This is a genomic window from Gilliamella sp. G0441 (assembly GCF_050589305.1).
GTDB lineage: Bacteria > Pseudomonadota > Gammaproteobacteria > Enterobacterales > Orbaceae > Gilliamella.
Genome location: NZ_JBNRJF010000012.1, coordinates 46435 through 67337 on the forward strand (window position 1 = coordinate 46435; position 20903 = coordinate 67337).

The following is a 20903-nucleotide window of genomic DNA, read 5'->3' on the forward strand; positions in this document are numbered from 1 at the left end:
AAAAAATGCGTGTAAGTACCAATTCAATGTATCAAAAAAATTTAAATAGTATTTTAAATACCAACAATAAATGGCAAAAATCGGGGTTACATTTAGCAACGGGTAAAAAGATTTTATCGCCTTCTGATGATCCGATGGGCGCATCACAATCATTAATATTAAAACAAGCGCAATCTCGAAACGACCAATTTCAAGCCGCGCGTGAAAGTACCGATAAGTCACTTAGTCGTCAAGATACTATCTTAAAAGAAGTTAATACCGTCATACAAAGTATTCAAGAAACATTGGTTTATGCCGGTAATGAAACGTTAAATGATGAAAACCGACGTGATTTGGCAAATAAATTACAAGGTTTGAAAGATCAGCTTGTCGCTTTAGCCAATTCAAAAGACACTAACGGCAATTATCTGTTTGCCGGTAATAAAAATGATACGCCCCCTTTTGTGGTTAGTGAATCTGGCGAAGTGAGTTATGTCGGTGGTACCACCACAATTAATATTTTTATTGATGATTCACGCGAAGTCCCACTCAGTTTTACCGGTCTTGAAGCCTTTATGACAGGCTCTACCGTTAAGTTGCCAGACGGTTCGCCAGCAGAAAGTAATCTATTTGCGAGTATCGATTATGCGCTTGATGCGTTAAAGCTCGATTTAGATGATAACAATGAAGATACCATTAAGCAATTTCGAGAAGGCTTATCTAAAGCAAGTTGTGGTGTTGATAACTCATTTGATAATGTTTCGACCCTTAGAGCAAAAGGTGGAACAGTATTACAAGAAGTCGAAAGATTAACAACACTGGGTAAAACGTTAGATATTGAGTTTGAAACGCAAATTAGCCAACTTGAAGATGTAGATTGGTACGATGCCATTTCAGAATACGTTATGCTTCAAGCTAACTTACAAGCAGCACAATATACATTTATGAACATGCAAAGCATGTCACTGTTTCAAATGAAATAGTCGAGTGAAAACAGATAATAGTATTTATTTCTACTCATTATAACTACAACAATATATATCCAACACGTTTAGGAGGCTTAAGCCTCCTTTTTTATGTCTTTTTTTAATGAGTCAATAATCACACAGTGGAATTGAAGCGTTTTACTGGAAAAAAAAGATTAATTAAACGCTATTTTCCTGAAACCTGAAACGGTCGTTATTGAATTTTGTTGAGCAATTTGTTCTATACGCGCAATAATTTGTATGAGCTTGTCACTGTAGTTGGGATCGGTTGCGTATTTTGCTGCTTGTAATGCTTTGGCGGCGGTTCTTGCATCGGGGGCTTTGACCACCGCCTGATAGCGAGGGCTTTTGGTTAATAGATTGATATAGTCAGTTAATGCATGTTGTTTACTGGTATAGACTTTGAAATTATCTTGAATTTTTATCATTCGGTCATTGATAAATTCTTGTGTTGTTAAGCGAGTCGCATTACCTTGCCATGTCGGCGTGGCTTTGATACCAAAGTAGTTATGGCTTGATTGGTTATCTGTGGTTTTAATCAGTTTTTGTCCCCAACCTGTTTCTAATGCAGCTTGTGCAATGATTACTTCGTAAGGTATACCTGAACTTTTTGAAGCTTGTTGAGCAGGAATAAGCCATTCTTTGATAAATGCGGTTACATGATCTTGATTTGCCTTATCGGCAGGTTTTAACGATGTGATTTCTGATGCATTTATTTTTGAAGCATTATCGATTTTATGGCTATGATAAAGCATTTGTCCTAATGCTTCAGGCGTAACTGTCGCTGATGCGTTGCTAAATAAAGATTGTGCAAGTTTAAGGTTAGGTTGTTGCGACGATTTTTGGGGTTGAATAGGAATAGTGCCCGACGATGATACATTGGGTGACAAAGGTTTGCCATGCGTGAGTTGCTTGGTAATGATATTAGCAAGCCCCAACCCTTTACCTGCTGCTTGCAGAGCAATTTGCTGATCAAACATCGAGGTAAAGAGTTGTGTTGCAGGTTGATTGAATAATCCACTGTCTGGCACTGCTTTACGCATTGATTGCATCATCATATTAATAAATAGCGTTTCAAATTGTTCGGCAACTTGTTTAATACTTTGGTTAGTCCCTTTTGCCACATTGCGCTTTAATTGATTTAGTCCATTTACATCATAGGCAAAGCGGTGAACAGATTGATTAATCAGATTATTCATATTCTATTTTTTATATCTAAATGGTTTCTAACGAAGCATGTAAGCAACCGGCTTTTTTAAGTGCTTCAAGGATTGACATTAATTCGGTCGGATTGGCACCCAGTAAGTTGAGCGATTTAATCACACTATTTAAATTCACCCCTGCGGTGACTTTTTGTAATGCACCACCTTGCTCTTCAACCGCAATTTGTGTTTCAGGTGTGACCACGGTTTCCCCACCCGCTAAAGGTGTATTGGGTTGATTAACTTTAAGTTTGTTATTGACGACAACCGATAAGTTACCATGGGCGACAGCGCAGTTATCCAACTGGACTTTTTGATTCATGACCACAACCCCAGTACGAGTATTAATAACAACTTTGGCTGAGATCGGCGTAGCACCAATTTCAAGATTTTGTATTCGTGATAATAATTTAACCCGTTCTTGACTGGTAACAGGCATTTTGACTGTCACCGTCGTACCGTCCTGTGCCACAGCGGTGTTTTTTTGTAATTTATTAATCGCTTCAGATATTTTTAAGGCTTGAGTAAAATCGAATTGATTCAGATGTAGGTGAATAATGTCTTGTTCATCTAATCGCATGACTAATTCACGTTCTATCGTTGCACCATTCGGGATCGTCGCACCAGCTAATTGGTTGACACTTACACTACTTCCGCCACTACTTGCGCCCATTCCGCCCAGAAAAAGATTACCTTGAGCAATCGCATAAACTTGGTTATCTGCGCCTTTTAACGGCGTCATAATTAATGTGCCCCCTCGTAAACTTTTGGCATTACCCAGTGAGGATACCACGACATCTATTTGTTGTCCTACTCGTGCATAAGCGGGTAATTTTGCTGTGACCATAACGGCGGCAACATTTTTAAGTTGCATATTGCTACCTGTTGGAACAGTAATGCCTAATTGAGACAACATATTGGTGATACTTTGAATCGTAAACGGTGTTTGCGAGGTTTGGTCGCCCGTTCCATCAAGTCCCACCACAATGCCATAACCTACTAACGCATTATCACGTACCCCTTGTATGGTGACTAGATCACGGATGCGTTCAGCGTAACTATAAGGTATCGCTAAAATCATCATTAAGATAAAACAGATAAGAGTAGGTAATTTTTTTATCATGCTAAGACTCGTTAAAACGGTGAAAGATTAAGAAATAAACGCTGTAGCCAACCCATAGTTTGTGCTTCATCGATGTAACCATTTCCGACATATTCAATACGGGCATCGGCTACTTGTGTTGAGATAACGGTATTATTGCCGCTAATTGTTCGAGGGTTAACTACACCTGAAAATCGTATAAATTCCGTTCCTTGATTAATCGCAATTTGTTTTTCACCAATGACTTTTAAATTGCCGTTTATCATGACATCTTGTACGGTGACAGTAATAGTACCGCTAAAGGTATTTTTAGCGTTTGCTCCTCCAGATCCTTTAAAATCATTACCGCCAGACATGTCTGTTTCGACTTTTCCACGTCCAACCAGTCCATCTAAAAAAGTGGGCACAGCTTTTAGCCCTAAATTCAGTGAACTATTACGTCCAGCATTGATTGATGAGCTTTTGCTGGCACTAACGTTTTCTTGTAATACTATGGTTAACACATCACCAATATTGCGTGGACGGCGATCTTCAAACATGGGTTGGTAACCAAAATTACTTGGTTGTGCTGCTTGATAGATAGAGCCGCTGGTGTTAACAATTTCTGGCATTTGCGGAACGATACTCGTTTCACCTTTGACTAATGGTTTTTTCGGTAACTGTGCGCAATTCACTAAGCACAGCGCAGCGATCACGATATACAGGGATTTCATCACGTTTATCATGGTATTAATTTATAACTGATTTAATCGTTGTAGCATCTGATCGGATGCCGAAATTGCTTTACTGTTAATTTCATAAGCACGTTGTACTTGAATCATATTTACCAGCTCTTCGGCAACATTGACATTCGATGTTTCGGTATAACCTTGGTATAGCAATCCTGCACCATTTAGCCCCGGGGTGTTTTCAGTCGGCGCACCAGAACTTTCGGTTTCTAAGTAAAGATTTTCACCCATGCTTTCAAGTCCTGCATCATTAATAAAGGTGTGTAATGTCAGTTGACCTACTTGTACTTGCGAGGATTGATTGGCAAGGGTGACATTGACAATACCATCACGCGCGACCGTCATTTTAATCGCATTTGCGGGAATATTAATGGTTGGTTGAATTTCATAACCGTTGGCGGTGACGAGTTGTCCATTTTGGTTAACTTGAAATGCGCCACTACGGGTATAAGCTTGGGTTCCGTCTGGTAATAGCACTTGGAAAAAGCCTTGTCCATTAATAGCAATATCACTACTGTTGTCGGTTAATTCTAAATTACCTTGGCTGTGAATTCGTTCGGTGGCAACCGGTCTTACCCCTGTGCCAATTTGTAAGCCTGACGGTAAGGTAGTTTGTTCTGAAGATTGTGCGCCCGGTTGGCGAACAGTTTGATATAGCAGATCTTCAAATACTGCTCTTTGCCGTTTAAAACCACTGGTACTGACATTGGCTAGATTGTTGGAAATAATATCCATATTCATTTGTTGTGCGGTTAAACCGGTTTTGGCAATCCAGAGTGATTTAATCATTGGTGATACTCCTAATTAAGTCAGTGATAATATTTGATTCGCTTTTTGAGCATTTTCGTCAGCGGTTGTGATCCCTTTCATTTGCATTTCAAAATGACGAGAATGGCTGATTAAATCAACCATTGCGACAACGGGATTAACGTTACTGCCTTCTAATACGCCCGACATCAATTTGGCATTGGGATTATCGGGTAATACGGCGCCACGGGCATTACGTGTTTGTTCAGTCAATTGAAACAAGCCATTATCACCCCGAATTATTTCGTTGGGTTTAAGTTGGACTTTTTTAATTTTACCCACTTGGGCTATAGTGGTCGGTTTATCACCTGCGCCTAAAGCTGATAAAGTCCCGTCTGAACTGATACTGACTTTTGATTGTTGCGGAACGGTTAATACACCGCCATCACCCATTAAAGGATATCCTTGCACACGCAATGTACCTTCTTCATCAATTTGGATCGCACCATTACGGGTATAAGCCTCACTACCATCGGCAAGTTGTACCGCTAACCAGTTATCTTCGGCTAAAGCAACATCTAATTCTCGACCAGTATAATTAAATGCCCCCATACTGGCATCAAATGTGGGGGTGGTTGCCGTGACCATTGTTCGGGTTGGCATAGTGCTGCCAACAATAGGTATCGCTTTCATTGCGGCTAATTGGGCACGAAAGCCTGATGTTGAAATATTGGCTAGGTTATTACTGGTTATTGCTTGCCGATGAAGAGTCTGACTTGCTGCCGACATGGCTGTATAAATAACGCGATCCATAATTTATTCCTTAATTAACGCAAGTTAACCAATGTGTTAAGTATCTGATCCTGCGTTTTTATGGTTTGTGAATTAGATTGATAATTGCGCTGGGCAACAATCATGTTGACTAATTCTTGACTCATATCCACATTGGATGATTCTACTGCACCGCTGGTCAATGCGCCCATCGTGCCTGAGTTTGCGATACCTAATACTTCAGCGCCGGATTGAAGTGTTGAACGCCAATTGTTATTGCCTGCTGACTCTAGTCCGTTTACATTGGCAAAATCCGCCATCGCAATTTGACCTAACAACATGGTTTGTTGGTTAGAATAGATACCGTAAATCGATCCATCATTATTGATGTTGTACCCGACTAAATCCCCCGGTGCATAACCATCAACGACAGGGGTTTTGATACTGCCCACTTCTTTGCCCATATTTTGTTGAGAGCTATTAGCCAGTGATAGTGTAAAGGTGTTGTCAGCCGAGCCATTAATACCGTTAATATTTACGGTCATTTCTGGATCACTGATTAATTTACCGGATGAATCAAATTCCATTTGCCCCATTTTTTGTAATGTTGCATTCGGGTCGCTACTGTCAAGATAATGCACATCCCATTGATTATCGGCTGTTTTGACATAAAACAGTTGTACATTACGTTGATTACCGAGCGAATCGTAAGTTGTCAGCGTTGTTGAGTAGTTGAACGTATCGGCATCAAGTGCATTAATAGGCTGTTTTTCAGGTACCGTACTATTTGAGTTTAAGTTAGTTTGTAATGATGCTTTTGTTGTTGCGGCAGCATTTAACATTTCTTGCGAAATTTTAAGAGGCCCCGGTGCTGCACCTTGTGCAATTTGTGGCGGTGTGCCGGTGGCTAAGTAGCCAGTGAGTTGCAAACCATCCGCCGAAATGATGTTGCGCTCGGCATCTAATTGAAATTGACCATTACGGCTATAATAAATTTGTCCACTACTATCCACTAAGCGAAAAAAACCATTGCCAGAAATAGCAACATCTAAACTATTGTTAGTGGCGGTTGTTGTTCCGTCACCAAAATTTTGCATGACGGCTGCAACTTTCACACCCATACCAACTTTTGATCCGGCATACATGTCGGCAAATGAGATACTCGCACTTTTAAAGCCAACGGTTGCAGAATTGGCAATATTATTACCAATGACGTCTAATTGTTTTGATGCAGCATTCATGCCGCTAATTGCTTGAGAAAATCCCATTTGAATTTCATCTCCCTTAAAGAATTTGACGTACTTCGTCAATACTAATTGAACCAAGTATTCCTAAATCGAGTAATACTTTATTATTAACTTTACTGTTTATCACACCATAGACTACCGAGTAGCCAAGTGACGTTGAGGATACTTTTTGTCCATCGTAACTGGCATTGACCGAAAAGGTATAACTACCATCGGGGGCGGTGGTGCCATCGTTTAGCTGACCGTCCCAAGTGAAGGAGCTAACTCCAGCAGGAATCGAACCTAAATCGACTTCACGTACGACATTACCATTTTCATCTAAAATCGTAATGATGACTGAATCAGCATCACGCATTAGCTCAAAACCAAATGGGGTGGTAATGGTTTCGGTTTCGTTATCAGTACCTTCAAGCTCAGAGGTCGCCACTAAAATTTTATTGCCAGGTACCATTACCCCTTTACCAATCATGTTGCTGGCATTGACCGATAAACTATCGTCAATTTGCCCAGACACCATCCCTAGCGTGGTATTTAATCTTTCAATCCCCGCTAATGTGTTAATTTGAGCAAGTTGCGAGGTTAATTGGCTATTATCCATTGGATTGGTTGGATCTTGATTCTTCATCTGAGCAATCAGTAACGTTAAAAAGTTATCTTGTAATTCTTTACTCGAATTGCCATCAGTTGTACTTTTTTGTTTGGTTTGAACACCGTTTACGCCTACCGATTCGGATACAGACACATTTGTTACACCCATCTATCACTCCTTGCTATTGACCTAATGTCAATGTTTTTAACATTAGGCTTTTGGCGGTATTAATGACTTCGACATTGGCTTGATAACTGCGTGATGCTGATATGGTGTTGACCATTTCGGCAACAACATCGACATTGGGTTTTTGGATGTAACCTTTCTCATCGGCTAATGGATGATGTGGCTCATAAACTAAGTTCATAGGTGACGGGTCTTCAATCACTTGGGCGACTTTAACGCCAGCAATACTATTTTGCTCACCGTCATTATCCACCTGAAAAATAACTTGTTTTGCTTGGTATGCTTTTCCTGATGTGCTGGTGATGCTGTCAGCATTCGCTAAATTACTGGCGCTGACATTCATTCGCTGAGTTTGTGCCATTAAGGCCGAGCCAGAAATTGCAAAAATTGAAAAACTCATATTGATTATCCTTGCTGTAATACAGACATTACATTTTTAAATTGTTCACCTAAAAAAGTTAAATTGCTTTGATAGTGGATACTGTTATCCATAAATGCTGTGCGTTCTTGATCCATTTCGACCGTATTACCGTCCGCTGATGCTTGATAAGGAATACGATAAAGCATATTTACATTTGTCATAGCAGGTGCATTGATCTGTATATGTTGATTCGACGTTACGTTAAGTTGTAGGTGATGGCGACTATTCTGATGAGTTAGTGCTTTTTTCAATTCGGCATTAAAATCAATATCACGCGCTTGATAATTCGGTGTATCACTATTAGCAATATTTGATGCTAAGATAGTTTGTCTTTTTTCACGTACATTTAATGCTTGTTGATGAAAATTAATAAAGGTGTCTAATTTATTCAGCATAAAATCGTCTCACTTTGTTTGATATTTAAAATTTTATGTGAATCAAAAAAAACTCATCGTATAAATAACAACAAAAATTGTCCTTATTTCAACATTCAATAAAATTGTTCATACAGTAAAATCGGCTTACAAATAATTTTAAAACAAGCAAATATGATTAAGGTTATTAGATTAATACAGCTTATTTCACTGTTATTGGTGACCAATATGGCGATGGCTGATTCATTTGAAAGAGCGGTGAATGATTTAGTTTCAAAACATATAACGGTTCCTGTCGATAATATTTCGATATCTTATATATCGCCTAAACCGCAGTTAATGTGTGATGAGCCCAAAATTACGCTACTGAATAATAAAAAACAGTGGGGTACAATGACCATTGGCGTTAAATGCGGTAATAAAACCCAGTATTTGCAAATAAAAGTCAGTGCAGAGGGACGTTATTTTGTCGCTGATAAACCTATAAGTGCAGGAACGATCATTACTGATGCACTGATACGGTCAAAATTGGGGCGACTTGATCTTTTAGCCAATTCGGTAATTTTAAATAAACAGCACATTATTAATCATATTGCATTACGTAACATTGAGCTTGGTGAGCCAATTCGAACTTCAATGCTGCAACAAAATTGGCACATCAAGGCTGGTCAAATGGTGAAAGTCTTGATTAATGGAGAGGGGTATGTGATTGCAACAAAAGGTAAATCTCTCAATAACGGCGCCTTAGATGATCATATTAGTGTAAAGCTTAATTCTGGCAATATTGTTGAAGGTATTGTTACGCAAGAAGGTGTGACAATTTTCGATAAATAAAATTAATGATTTTTTTATTTTTGCCGATAATTAGACTAAACAAATCATTAAATTTTTGATCAAAGGTATTTTATGAGTATAGAAGCGACTAAATCGGTAACGACAATAGCAGGATTACTTAATCGTGATGTTATCAATGAGCAACAAAAAAGCCCACGATCATCTCAGCAGACAGAAAATAGCCTGACCAGCAGTGCTAATGTGACATTAAGTCAAAATACCTTATCGCTTTTACAGTCTACGCATAATGACATTGATATGGAAAAAGTTGATAACATAAAACAGGCTATTACTGAAGGTAAATTAGTGATAAACACCACAAAAATAGCTGATGAACTTATCAAACAGATGATTGAAAATATTGAATAGTTAGTAAAGTTTGAAAGGAAATAAAAATGTTAGAATTAAATGACATCTTAAATAAAATAACCGTCATGTTACAAACACTTTCAGACATTTTGCAGACCGAGCAACAAGTGCTTATTGAAAACAGTTCTATCAATCAACTTAATGAAATCATCAATAAAAAGAGTCAATTACTTATTGAATTAAAATTATTAGATGAAAAACGAATTAATACCAGTAAACAACTCAATCTATCTTCCCCTTATAGTGAAAATCCAGAACTGGCAGAGCAATGGCAATCCATTACAACCACTACGCGGTTATTAGCGAATATCAATCGTGATAATGGTTTGATTATTCAAAATCGTATGCATCGTACTCAGCAAACTATCGATCATTTAAAAAGTATTCATAATCCGGTTGTTTATACCAATAATGGTTATCAACAAACCGAAACAATCTCATCAAAACGAGCAAAAGTTTAATGATAATTGCGGTGTGTTCAGTGTAAACGCGTTAAATACACCTTAATTTGTCGTTTAATCAAGCCAATAACTTTAGTGTGTTAAGTACATACTGTGTACTATTTTATTTCTATTTAGACAGTTAGATACTATTAACCCCTATCATGGCTAATGAAAGTGATGTAGATAAAAGCGAACGCCCCACCGATAGCAAACTAAAAAAAGCTAAAGAGAAGGGACAGATACCCCGTTCACGAGAATTGACTTCCGTCATTATTTTGTTGGTGGGCATTATGCTTTTTTGGTTAATGGGTTCAGCATTAGTCCAGAAGTTAATCATCATAATAAAAACTGCGATGCAGGTCTCTTTTCGTGTAAATGATGAATCTCGTATTCTGACCAATTTGATTGAGTTAATGACCGCAGGTTTTTGGGCTATTGTTCCTCTGTTTTTTGCCTTGGCTATCTTTGCTATTGTGGCGCCGCTTTGTGTGGGTGGCTTGTTATTTAGTTGGCAATCAATTAAACCCAATTTTAAAAAGTTGAATCCGATTTCTGGTTTTGGGCGGATGTTTAGTCGCCGAATTTTAGCGGAATTATTTAAAAGTATGTTAAAAGTCATATTAATTACCTTAGCTGCTTCATTGTTATTATTCGACTTATTTCCAAATCTGCTTTCTCTTCCAAAAATGTATCTAAATAGCGCATTAACAAAAGCGATGGATCTTATTTTGATTTGTGGATTATTCATGGTGATGTCACTTATTCCGATGGTCGGTTTTGATATCTTTTATCAGATTTGGAGTAATTTAAAAAAACTGATGATGTCAAAACAGGAAATTAAAGATGAGTTTAAAGAGCAAGAGGGGAATCCTCAAATAAAAGGTCGTATTCGGCAGATGCAGCAAGCCATGGCAAGGCGTCGCATGATGAAAGATGTCGCTAAAGCAAATGTCATTGTAACCAACCCGACTCATTATGCGGTTGCTTTACATTATGATGAAAAAACCATGATAGCCCCTAAAGTATTGGCAAAAGGAACCGATCAAATCGCTTTACGAATCAGGGAGATCGGCAATCAACATCATATTCCACAATTAGAAGCGCCACCACTGGCTAGGGCTTTATATCGTTATGGTGAAATTGGCGAGACCATTCCAACCGAATTATATACAGCTGTTGCGCAAATTCTTGCTTGGGTTTATCAATTAAAACGGTGGCATAAATTTGGCGGTGATAAACCGATTACACCTAACAATTTGCCGGTACCTGAGTCATTAGCAGAAAATCAACCAAGGCGGTAATTAATTACATGATTAAAAATAAAATAGTTTCGTTTTTATCAACCAATGGGCTTAAAAAAGGGCATTATCAAATTTTAGCAGGTCCACTGCTAATTTTATTGATTCTTTCAATGATGGTATTACCGTTACCTGCGTTTATTTTAGACCTGTTTTTTACCTTCAATATTGCGTTATCAATTATTATTTTGATTGTGGCATTGTTTACTAAGCGTGTACTTGATTTTGCTGCTTTCCCAACCGTGTTATTGTTTGCGACTTTATTACGCTTGTCATTAAATGTTGCCTCGACGCGGGTTGTTCTGTTAAAAGGTCATACTGGCAGTCATGCCGCAGGTCGTGTGATTGAAGCCTTTGGTCATTTTCTGGTAGGTGGCAATTTTGCGATAGGTATTGTGGTCTTTATCATTTTGGTGATTATTAATTTTATGGTTATTACCAAAGGGGCTGGGCGAATAGCCGAAGTTGGGGCTCGTTTTGCATTAGATGGTATGCCCGGTAAGCAAATGGCAATTGATGCGGATCTAAATGCTGGATTGATTGGTGAAGACGAAGCCAAAGCACGCCGAGCCGAAGTCACCCAAGAAGCCGATTTTTATGGTTCAATGGACGGAGCAAGTAAATTTGTTCGGGGGGATGCGATTGCTGGCTTATTGATAATGGCAATTACCATTATCGGTGGGCTGTTAGTAGGGGTTGTACAACATGGTATGGCACTAGCGGATGCGAGTCAGACGTATGTATTATTAACTATTGGTGATGGTCTGGTTGCTCAAATCCCTTCTTTAATTATTTCAACGGCTGCTGGCGTGATCGTGACAAGAGTGACATCACAAGAAAACATCAGTGAACAGATGCTAAACCAGTTGTTTAAAAATCCACAAGTATTAATCTTGACTGCGGTAGTCATTGGATTATTGGGTTTGATTCCGGGTATGCCAAATCTAGTGTTTTTACTGTTTACTGCGATATTAGTTGTGTTGTCCTGGTGGCTTAATAAGCAGAAGAAAAATGATACGACGGCCAGCACTAAGCAAATTGATACGCAAGCAACGACACCTAGTAATATTGAAGCATCTTGGTCGGACGTCAGTATTGAGGATATTTTAGCAATGGAAGTGGGGTATGGATTAATTCCTATGGTAGATCAGACTCAGAATGGTGAATTATTGGGTCGGATACGCAGTTTACGGAAAAAGTTTGCTCAAACGTTTGGTTTTTTACCGCCTCAAGTTCATATCCGAGATAATTTATCGCTCGCGCCTTATCAATATAAATTATTTATTAAAGGCGGGGAAATAGGAAAAGGTGAAATTGTTAATAATAAATGGTTAGCGATTAATCCGGGGAATGTGGCAGAAACCATTGACGGAATACCCACTACCGAGCCTGCGTTTGGATTACCTGCGGTATGGATAGACGCAAGTAATAAAGAAAATGCTCAAATCTTAGGTTATACCGTTGTTGATACCAGCACCATGATTGCGACCCATTTTAATCATTTGTTACAACAGTTCGCCAGTGATTTATTAGGACGAGTGGAAACACAAGAGTTACTGGATCATGTTAAACAAGATATTCCAAAATTGCTGGAGGATTTTATACCGGGCGTTATTACGTTAACGACGTTTCATAAAATACTCCAAAATTTAATTGCCGAAAAAGTGTCAATACGTGATATGCGCACAATTATCGAAACCATAAGTGAACATGCACCAAATCAAAACGATGCTTATCAATTAATTAGCTTAGTGCGAATAGCATTAGGAAGAGTGATAACACAACAATGGTTTCCGGGGAATGGGGCAATTAATGTTATTGGTTTAAATGTGAATTTGGAGCGGTTGTTGCTACAAGCACTCCAAAATACCAGTAATGTTGAACCGGGACTGGCGGATCATATTATTCAACAAGTGAAGCAAGCTTTAAATCAGCAAGATGCCATTGGTGCACCGCCTGTACTCTTGGTTAACCACACATTAAGACCGATGTTATCACAATTTTTAAGACCCCATTTTCCACAGCTAGTGGTGTTGTCAAACTTAGAAATCACGGATAATCGAGAAATTAAAATGACTTGTCAAATTGGTACAGAATAATACCAGAAATCTGATTAATAGAACTTAAATAGATAGTTCAGTAATAAAAAGCGCTATCATATAGTGAACAGGCATTAGCCGTTCACTATATAAAATAGGTTGTTATCTTATTCTGTCACTACTGTAAAACGTTGTTTAATGTGTTTGGCATTTTCTGCTTCATCAACCATGGCAATGGCATAATCAGCATAGCTAATTTGGCTTTTTCCTTGAGTGTTGAATAAAACCTGTTCACCGCCTGCTTTGTAGTGACCTGTTCTTGCGCCATCGGCAATAAACTCAATAGCTGGGCTTAAGTAAGTCCAGTTCACATCCTGACATTTTTTTAATTCATCAAGTGCTTTAGCCATATTATTAGCTAGTGGTTTGAATTCTTCTGGAAACTCGGGTGTATCAACTAAACGAACAGTATGTTCAGGATTGACATATAAACTACCTGCACCACCAACAACTAATAAACGGTTAGGTTTACCTTTTAAAATGTCAGTTAAATGTTTTAAACTTGTTTGATGTTGAGGCAGTGATTCAAGGCTCCATGTCGCAAATGCATCGACAATCGCATCAAAAGGTTTCAAATCTTCATAAGTCAGATCAAACAAATCTTTCACTAAAACTTTCGCCTTGGGATCGACATGCGCATTTTGATGACGAACAATCGCTGTCACGTCATGCCCACGCGCAATTGCTTCTTTAACTATCAGACTGCCTGATTTACCACTTGCACCAATAACAGCTATTTTCATCTTTTTGACTCCTTTATTCTTTATTAATTTAATAATATTGTTGGATTCTGGTTTTAGGTTTTGTAAACAAAAATCGTTAAGTAATGAATATTTTTAGATTAATATTCAAAGTATCTATTGTAAAGTAGGTACTAAACAGTAATATAGTTACCAAAATAATACTATAATTGATTTTAAAGGATTTTTATTATGTCTCTCAATGAAAATTTACCCTCTTGTCCCGTCGAAACTACGCTTATGCTAATGGGCGATAAATGGAAAGTTTTAATTGTTCGTGATTTATTAACGGGCACTAAACGCTTTGGCGAATTAAAAAAATCCTTAGACGGAATATCGCAAAAAGTCTTAACCCAGCACCTACGTGCAATGGAAAAAAACGGATTAATTCATCGCAAAGTCTATGCCCAAGTACCTCCTAAAGTTGAATATACCTTGACCGAAGTCGGACAAAGTTTAAAACAGGTTCATGATGCTATGTTAGAGTGGGGGAAGGCTTATAAATTAAAAAAAGAGTATTAAAAAGGGTAAATCAACTTTGTATTTTACCCCTACCAAAATATCAGTTAAGACTGATTGTTTCACAACCTATTTCCCGCGATAATATTAATAATATAGGTAACAACCAAAATTAAATTCGCCTGATTTGGAGTCTGCTTCTCGACCAATAAGGAAGATACGTTTAAAATATTCCTGATTAGTTGTTGAAGTGAAATATTTTACATATGGACTCCTCCATCTAAAATCGTTAAATTGAGCCGGAGTGCGTTTAGCTCCGATTGATTTGGCAAATTTATCCATATCACCTTTAGCAACGGCAAAGAAATCAAAGCCGTAATGATAGTTTCCTAAATATTTAACAGTTTGAATTGTCAAATTCGACATTTTCAATGGTTTGGCAAAGTGATATATATATTCTGGATTGTACTCACTAATTTTAGTAACCGTAATCCCTTCTTTAGCAAACGCCTCAGGAGAAGTATTAAATATTAAAGATTCTGGAGACTGATGACATAGCAAAGTATCTTTAAATTGATTCATGATGGATTTAGCTTTATCTGCCGCTATGCTACAGCCTGATACTGTAAACATGAGAAGAGCATAGACTAAAAATTTTATTTTGTGATTTCATGTTAAATTCTCAATAGTTAATTAAGCGTAAAGAAATTTTTATTATAAAAACAAGTTTTTCGTTCGGTTTAAAATAGCATTTTATTTGTTAATACGACTATACTAAGGTATCTAATACTTCCCAAGTATATTCAGCTTTGTAAATTTTTATTCGATAAGATCCTACACCAGAAACACAAAATAGCTGTTTATTATGTCAAAAATTAAGGCTAATTAGCCTCAACTTTAGAACAAATAACATAAAATTCATTCGGCTTTGAGTCTTTATCCTGACCAATAATTATGGTATCAGGGTAAAGTTTATTGTCCGTAATAGGGGTAATATCTTTTCGGTATATGTCTGTATCATTCAAAGGAATGGGTTCTTCACAGCTACGCAATATAGCGTTAGCACCAATCAATTTAGCGAACTTGTGCATATCACCTTTGGCTTTAGCATAAAAAGATGTGACGAAATTATCGCTTTCATAACGAATCATATTAACCCATATATTCTTGATTTTGATAGGTTGCTCAAAATGGTATTCGATTTCAGTGATATTATCTTGTTGTTTGTTTTTTATGGTAATTTTTTGTTTTTCAAGTTCAGCAATAATTTTTTTATCTTCGATGGCAAAAGGCTTTGATTGACATAATAGATCAGTTTTAAATTGTTCTGTAACAGTAGCTATTTTGGTGACATCACTTGATGCGTGTCCGGATAAACTGACAAAAAATAAGATATAACCTAACAGTAAATAAAATTTTTTCATGTTTAATAGCTTGTCGTAAAGTGAGATATTGAGTTAAACAGTACTACTAATGACCTGTTAAATTTTAACCTGATTCTACCATTAGACATTAAATTAGGTATATCAATATTGCATGATTTTTAATATCATCCAAGCAGCTACCATATCGCAATTTTGTTGAAACTATATTACTATAATTTTATTGATCTTTATTCAGCAAAATTATTATGAGCAAGTCATCGAGCCACTTAACCATTAAGGATATTGCCAAACTTAGTGGAGTAAGCAAATCAACTGTTTCAAGAGTAATTAACCATGACCCAATGGTGAAAGAAGCAACACGTAATAAAGTCAAAGCTATTATTGAACAATATCAATTTACGCCGTCTAAATCTGCAAGAGCAATGCGAGGTTATGGTAATAAAGTGATTGGTATTATTGTTACTCGCCTTGGCTCGATGTCTGAAAATCAAGCTGTCAGTAGTATGCTGCCAATATTTTATCAACATGGCTATGATCCGATTATTATGGAAAGCCAATTTAATGTTGAAAAGGTTGAAGAACATTTAGCCATGTTGAAAGATAAGCAGGCTGACGGTGTCGTGGTTTTTGCCTTTACAGGATTAGATAAGGGAGTATTGTCTTTCTGGCAAAATAAGAGTGTGGTTATTGCTCGTTCATTCCCTAATCATATGTGTGTTTGTTACGATGATATTGGTGCAGTAACTCGCTTACTTGAGCATTTATATCATCAACAAAAACAGCGTAATATTGCTTTTATTGGTATTGAACAGCAAGACCAAACTACCGGTGCACTACGTTATCAAGCTTATCTGGATTTTTGTCAGCTTCATCAAATAACCCCTAATGCTTGTTTAGGAAAATTAAGTTATCTATCTGGCTATCATCTTGCTCAAACAGTCATTAAATCATCACCTTCTGCCATTGTTTGTGCGACTGAAACGCTTGCGTTAGGCTTACATAAATATCTTCATGAAAAGCAATATAAAAATATCATTGTTGCGAGTATCGGGCAGAGTGAATTGCTCCGTTTCCTTTTTCCACAAACGTTATCTGTGGAGTTAGGTTTTGATAAAGCTGGAACTTATACCGCTCATGAATTACTCCGAATGTTAACCAATGGGGTGGAACTTAAAACGGTGACGATTCCTTGCCAACTGGCTGTTAATAAATAGTAATAACAATCTAACAGTATTATATTTTTTATTAATTATGTGAGATCTATCACAAATAGGGAACGTTCCCATTTATTGTTTGTCTTTTTCAATCTATGCTAAATCCTAATTCAAACATAGCCAATGTATTAATAGCTAATTCGGCTAAATATTTATGATAGGGAGACTTGGAGATGGCTAAAGATCCTAACATCACCTCAGAATCGATAACCGCATTGATTGATTGTGTGGGTGGAAAAGAAAATATTGCGAGTGTTACCCACTGTTTAACTCGATTAAGATTTGCACTGTCTGATCCCAAATTAGCCGATATAAAAGCCATAGAGGAATTACCTTTTGTAAAAGGTTGTTTTAATAATGCTGGGCAATTTCAAGTCATTATTGGTACCAATGTGGATCGTTATTATAAAGCTTTAACTCAGCATTTAAATCTTAATGAATCAACTAAGGAGCAAACTAAAGCTGCTGCGAAACAAAATATGTCTTTTTTTGAAAGACTAATTTCGAACTTAGCAGAAATTTTTGTACCCTTGCTTCCAGCTTTAATTGCAGGCGGTTTATTATTGGGGTTACGCAACATTATTGGAGATATGCCCACCATTGATGATAAGCCATTAATTGCAACTTATCATTGGTTAGCGCCTATTTACAATATACTTTGGCTACCTTGTGAAGCGATTTTCCATTTTTTACCGGTTGCCATTTGTTGGTCAACAGTCAAAAAAATGGGTGGTTCACCTGTTTTAGGTATCGTATTAGGCATTACTTTAGTTTCCCCACAATTGATGAATGCTTACGATCTGGGCAGTAAAATACCTGAAGTGTGGGATTTTGGGTTGTTCACCATCCAAAAAGTAGGGTATCAAGCACAAGTGATTCCATCGATTTTTGCTGGTTTAGCGTTAGGGTGGATCGAAACTCGATTACGTAAAATTATACCTGATTATCTTACGTTGGTGATTGTTCCGATCGTATCGCTACTGCTTGCTGTTTTTCTGGCACATTTTTTATTAGGTCCTTTAGGGCGAATGTTAGGTAATGGTATTGCCTATGGGGTTAGATATTTGATGACTGGAGACTATGCTTTTATCGGATCAGCTATTTTTGGTTTCTTATATTCACCATTGGTAATTACCGGTATTCACCATACGACATTAGCCATAGATATGCAGATGACCCAAAATATGGGGGGAACACCTATTTGGCCAATTATTGCGTTATCAAACATTGCTCAAGCCTCGGCGGTAGTGGGGATTATTTTAGTCAGTAAAAAACATAACGAACGTGAAGTGTCTGTTCCTGCTGCCATATCAGCTTATCTGGGCGTGACTGAACCGGCGATGTACGGTATCAATTTACGTTATAAATTCCCTATGCTATGCGCCATGATTGGTGCGGCCTTTGCTGGCTTAATTTGTGGTTTGTTTGGGGTATTATCTAATGGTATAGGTGTGGGTGGATTACCTGGCATTTTATCCATAAAACCGATTTATTGGGGAATTTATGCATTAGCTATGATTGTGGCAATTGTCGTACCTATTGTTTTAACTTCAGTTGTTTATAAAATAAAATTGAAAAAAGGTACGTTAGATATTCGCTAAACACGATTTAATAACCGTTAACCGTTCTATTATGGAACGGTTAGTTTATAACAGATGAATAATTAAGAGCAAACAATGAATACGAACGAAATCCCTTGGTGGCAAAATGGAACTATTTATCAAATCTATCCCAAAAGTTTTCAAGCCAGTGGTACTGGTTCAACGGGGGATTTATTAGGCATTATCAGCCGATTGGATTATCTTAAAAATCTGGGCATTAGTGCGATTTGGTTAACGCCAATTTATCCCTCTCCGCAAGTTGATAATGGTTATGATGTATCGGATTACTATAATATTGATCCGGCTTATGGCACGATGGACGACTTTGAATTATTGGTTAAGCAGGCGCATGAACGTGATATCCGTATTATGATGGATATGGTATTTAACCACACGTCAACAGAGCATCCATGGTTTAAATCCGCCTTAGATAAAATCAGTCCTTTTCGATCGTTTTATATTTGGAAAGATGCCAACGCTGACGGATCAGAACCCAACAATTGGCGGTCAAAATTTGGCGGTAATGCTTGGCAGTGGCATGAGCAATCAGGACAATACTATTTACACCTGTTCGCAAAACAGCAAGCTGATCTTAATTGGGAGAATCCAACCGTTCGCCAAGAGATTAAAAATGTGTGTCAATTTTGGGCGGATAAAGGCGTCGATGCATTAAGGCTGGATGTGATTAATTTGGTCTCTAAACAGCAAGACTTTCCGGAAGATGTGAATGGTGACGGTCGAAAATATTATACAGACGGCCCGAAAATACACGAATTTTTGCAAGAGATAAGCCGAGATGTTTTCCTACCTAATGGTTTAAAAACAGTGGGTGAAATGTCGTCTACTACGCTTGAAAACTGCCAAAAATATGCCGCATTGGATGGCAAAGAGTTGACCATGACGTTTAATTTTCATCATTTAAAAATTGATTATCCAAATGGGGAAAAATGGACGCTGGCTAAGCCCGATTTACTTGAACTCAAAAAAATACTTGGCTATTGGCAAGTGGGTATGCACGGAAAGGCGTGGAATGCGATTTTCTGGTGTAATCACGATCAACCTCGCATTGTGTCACGTTTAGGTAATGAAGACCAATACCACAGCGAATCGGCCAAAATGCTGGCGATGATTCTTTATGGACTACAAGGCACACCATATCTTTATCAAGGAGAAGAGATCGGGATGACAAATCCCCATTTTACTCATATTTCGCAATATAAAGATGTGGAAAGCCTTAACATCTACCAAGAAAAAATTGCCGAAGGTATGTCAGAGTCTGATATGTTAGCGATTCTTGCCAGTAAGTCACGCGACAATAGCCGAACGCCAATGCAATGGGATAATACTACCAATGCCGGATTTAGCCAAGGTAAACCTTGGATCGAGGTGGCAAACAATTATCCGAAAATTAATGTTAAGGCAGCGCTTGATGATCCCAATTCAATCTTCTATTGCTATCAAACCTTAATCAAATTACGCAAAATGTATCCGATCTTTATTTTCGGTGACTATCAAGATTTGACGCCTGATATTGCTAATTGTTGGTGCTATGTCAGACATTGGAATAATCAAACATTACTTGTGATAGCTAATCTGACCGAAAATACGGTTAAATGGCAATTACCTAAAGCGTTAGAAAATCGTCATTGGCAAAGATTGCTAGGTAATTATGAAAACCAAACTGTATTAAAGTCAGAAATGGTGTTACAACCTTATGAGGCAATGTATTGGATGCAATCTAAATAGTGAATCGGTTGTATCAGGTTACTAAGATATACGCTAAATAATTTTGTTCTATTGAATTAAAAAATCGTTGAGCGAATTAGGTAGTAAGAAAATGCCAACACTTGTGTTGGCTTCTTGACTGAAACGCCATAATATGTTGTTCCTCAAAAATTGTGGATAGTCCATATGGGTCATCAATTCCGTTATGTTAGTTAATCAATAGCTAATCAAAATCATGTAAAATAATGGGTAAATCATACTCTCTTTATGTGTAAATCTAGCTTTCCTGTTATAAAAAACGGGTTATCAGAACGTCAACTATACCCACTTTAGCAGTAATTAATTAGCATAAGTGATGAATATTAATAATGGGTTATCTTAAGATAAAGTATTATAGAAATTAT

The 20903-nt window shown here is 37.5% G+C and carries 22 protein-coding genes; 10 read left to right on the forward strand and 12 right to left on the reverse strand.

The genetic code is table 11. The features are described 5' to 3' along the window. The first annotated feature begins 5 nt into the window (after window positions 1-5). On the forward strand, window positions 6-962 hold the full coding sequence (flgL, locus tag ACKJXD_RS10015; protein ID WP_065558128.1) for a flagellar hook-associated protein FlgL: 957 nt from the start codon (window positions 6-8) through the stop codon (window positions 960-962). Window positions 963-1120: 158 nt separating this feature from the next. Here flgL and flgJ read toward each other — a convergent pair whose 3' ends face one another. Genes flgJ through flgB form a run of 9 tightly spaced genes read right to left on the reverse strand, consistent with a single transcriptional unit; the run spans window position 1121 to window position 8353 of the window. Continuing rightward, the gene (flgJ, locus tag ACKJXD_RS10020; protein WP_430876215.1) at window positions 1121-2164 is read right to left on the reverse strand and encodes a flagellar assembly peptidoglycan hydrolase FlgJ; all 1044 of its coding nucleotides are present in this window, start codon (window positions 2162-2164) and stop codon (window positions 1121-1123) included. A 16-nt stretch (window positions 2165-2180) separates the two neighbouring features. Further along, entirely contained in the window at window positions 2181-3290 is a 1110-nt protein-coding gene (locus ACKJXD_RS10025) for a flagellar basal body P-ring protein FlgI (RefSeq protein WP_430876216.1), read from the reverse strand. An 11-nt stretch (window positions 3291-3301) separates the two neighbouring features. Then, window positions 3302-3982 carry a flagellar basal body L-ring protein FlgH gene (locus ACKJXD_RS10030; RefSeq protein ID WP_255556776.1) on the reverse strand — a complete coding sequence of 227 codons (681 nt, stop codon included), beginning with the start codon at window positions 3980-3982 and terminating at the stop codon, window positions 3302-3304. A 21-nt stretch (window positions 3983-4003) separates the two neighbouring features. Then, a complete protein-coding gene (flgG, locus tag ACKJXD_RS10035; protein ID WP_267361001.1) occupies window positions 4004-4786 on the reverse strand; it encodes a flagellar basal-body rod protein FlgG in 783 nt (260 codons plus the stop codon). Window positions 4787-4801: 15 nt separating this feature from the next. Continuing rightward, complete coding sequence (locus tag ACKJXD_RS10040) at window positions 4802-5557, reverse strand: flagellar basal body rod protein FlgF (RefSeq protein WP_430876217.1); 756 nt, start codon at window positions 5555-5557, stop codon at window positions 4802-4804. Window positions 5558-5571: 14 nt separating this feature from the next. Beyond that, on the reverse strand, window positions 5572-6783 hold the full coding sequence (flgE, locus tag ACKJXD_RS10045) for a flagellar hook protein FlgE (protein ID WP_065558039.1): 1212 nt from the start codon (window positions 6781-6783) through the stop codon (window positions 5572-5574). Window positions 6784-6799: 16 nt separating this feature from the next. Further along, on the reverse strand, window positions 6800-7519 hold the full coding sequence (locus tag ACKJXD_RS10050; RefSeq protein ID WP_220216102.1) for a flagellar hook assembly protein FlgD: 720 nt from the start codon (window positions 7517-7519) through the stop codon (window positions 6800-6802). 13 nt (window positions 7520-7532) lie between these two features. Further along, a complete protein-coding gene (flgC, locus tag ACKJXD_RS10055) occupies window positions 7533-7937 on the reverse strand; it encodes a flagellar basal body rod protein FlgC (RefSeq protein WP_411597012.1) in 405 nt (134 codons plus the stop codon). Between the two features lie 5 nt (window positions 7938-7942). Beyond that, entirely contained in the window at window positions 7943-8353 is a 411-nt protein-coding gene (gene flgB, locus ACKJXD_RS10060; RefSeq protein ID WP_267349920.1) for a flagellar basal body rod protein FlgB, read from the reverse strand. A gap of 153 nt (window positions 8354-8506) precedes the next feature. On the opposite strand from flgB, the gene flgA reads away from it, so the two are divergent. The 5 genes from flgA to flhA all read left to right on the forward strand — a co-directional run bounded on the left by flgA (window position 8507) and on the right by flhA (window position 13375). Further along, window positions 8507-9166: a flagellar basal body P-ring formation chaperone FlgA gene (gene flgA / locus ACKJXD_RS10065; protein WP_430876218.1), complete on the forward strand. Its 660-nt coding sequence runs from the start codon at window positions 8507-8509 to the stop codon at window positions 9164-9166. Window positions 9167-9238: 72 nt separating this feature from the next. Next, window positions 9239-9535 carry a flagellar biosynthesis anti-sigma factor FlgM gene (gene flgM, locus ACKJXD_RS10070; RefSeq protein WP_220216098.1) on the forward strand — a complete coding sequence of 99 codons (297 nt, stop codon included), beginning with the start codon at window positions 9239-9241 and terminating at the stop codon, window positions 9533-9535. 26 nt (window positions 9536-9561) lie between these two features. After that, a complete protein-coding gene (locus ACKJXD_RS10075; protein WP_065558033.1) occupies window positions 9562-9996 on the forward strand; it encodes a flagella synthesis protein FlgN in 435 nt (144 codons plus the stop codon). 143 nt (window positions 9997-10139) lie between these two features. Next, window positions 10140-11279 (forward strand): flagellar biosynthesis protein FlhB, encoded by a 1140-nt coding sequence (flhB, locus tag ACKJXD_RS10080; RefSeq protein WP_430876219.1) that lies wholly within the window; start codon window positions 10140-10142, stop codon window positions 11277-11279. 8 nt (window positions 11280-11287) lie between these two features. Next, a complete protein-coding gene (gene flhA / locus ACKJXD_RS10085; RefSeq protein WP_430876220.1) occupies window positions 11288-13375 on the forward strand; it encodes a flagellar biosynthesis protein FlhA in 2088 nt (695 codons plus the stop codon). A gap of 107 nt (window positions 13376-13482) precedes the next feature. On the opposite strand, the gene ACKJXD_RS10090 is transcribed toward flhA, so the two are convergent. Then, window positions 13483-14118, reverse strand: coding sequence for an NAD(P)-dependent oxidoreductase (locus ACKJXD_RS10090; RefSeq protein ID WP_411597015.1), 636 nt, complete (start codon window positions 14116-14118; stop codon window positions 13483-13485). A gap of 189 nt (window positions 14119-14307) precedes the next feature. Between ACKJXD_RS10090 and ACKJXD_RS10095 the strand changes: the two genes are divergently transcribed. Continuing rightward, window positions 14308-14637 (forward strand): winged helix-turn-helix transcriptional regulator, encoded by a 330-nt coding sequence (locus ACKJXD_RS10095; protein ID WP_430876221.1) that lies wholly within the window; start codon window positions 14308-14310, stop codon window positions 14635-14637. 84 nt (window positions 14638-14721) lie between these two features. Here ACKJXD_RS10095 and ACKJXD_RS10100 read toward each other — a convergent pair whose 3' ends face one another. Together ACKJXD_RS10100 and ACKJXD_RS10105 are read right to left on the reverse strand one after the other, a co-directional pair. After that, window positions 14722-15207 carry a hypothetical protein gene (locus ACKJXD_RS10100; protein WP_430876222.1) on the reverse strand — a complete coding sequence of 162 codons (486 nt, stop codon included), beginning with the start codon at window positions 15205-15207 and terminating at the stop codon, window positions 14722-14724. Window positions 15208-15455: 248 nt separating this feature from the next. Further along, a complete protein-coding gene (locus tag ACKJXD_RS10105) occupies window positions 15456-15998 on the reverse strand; it encodes a hypothetical protein (protein WP_430876223.1) in 543 nt (180 codons plus the stop codon). A 206-nt stretch (window positions 15999-16204) separates the two neighbouring features. On the opposite strand from ACKJXD_RS10105, the gene treR reads away from it, so the two are divergent. From treR to treC, 3 genes are all read left to right on the forward strand, one after another. Further along, window positions 16205-17173 (forward strand): trehalose operon repressor TreR, encoded by a 969-nt coding sequence (treR, locus tag ACKJXD_RS10110; protein ID WP_430876224.1) that lies wholly within the window; start codon window positions 16205-16207, stop codon window positions 17171-17173. A gap of 173 nt (window positions 17174-17346) precedes the next feature. Beyond that, window positions 17347-18774, forward strand: coding sequence for a PTS trehalose transporter subunit IIBC (gene treB, locus ACKJXD_RS10115; protein ID WP_430876225.1), 1428 nt, complete (start codon window positions 17347-17349; stop codon window positions 18772-18774). Window positions 18775-18849: 75 nt separating this feature from the next. Further along, window positions 18850-20520, forward strand: coding sequence for an alpha,alpha-phosphotrehalase (gene treC / locus ACKJXD_RS10120; RefSeq protein WP_430876226.1), 1671 nt, complete (start codon window positions 18850-18852; stop codon window positions 20518-20520). Window positions 20521-20903 lie beyond the last annotated feature (383 nt).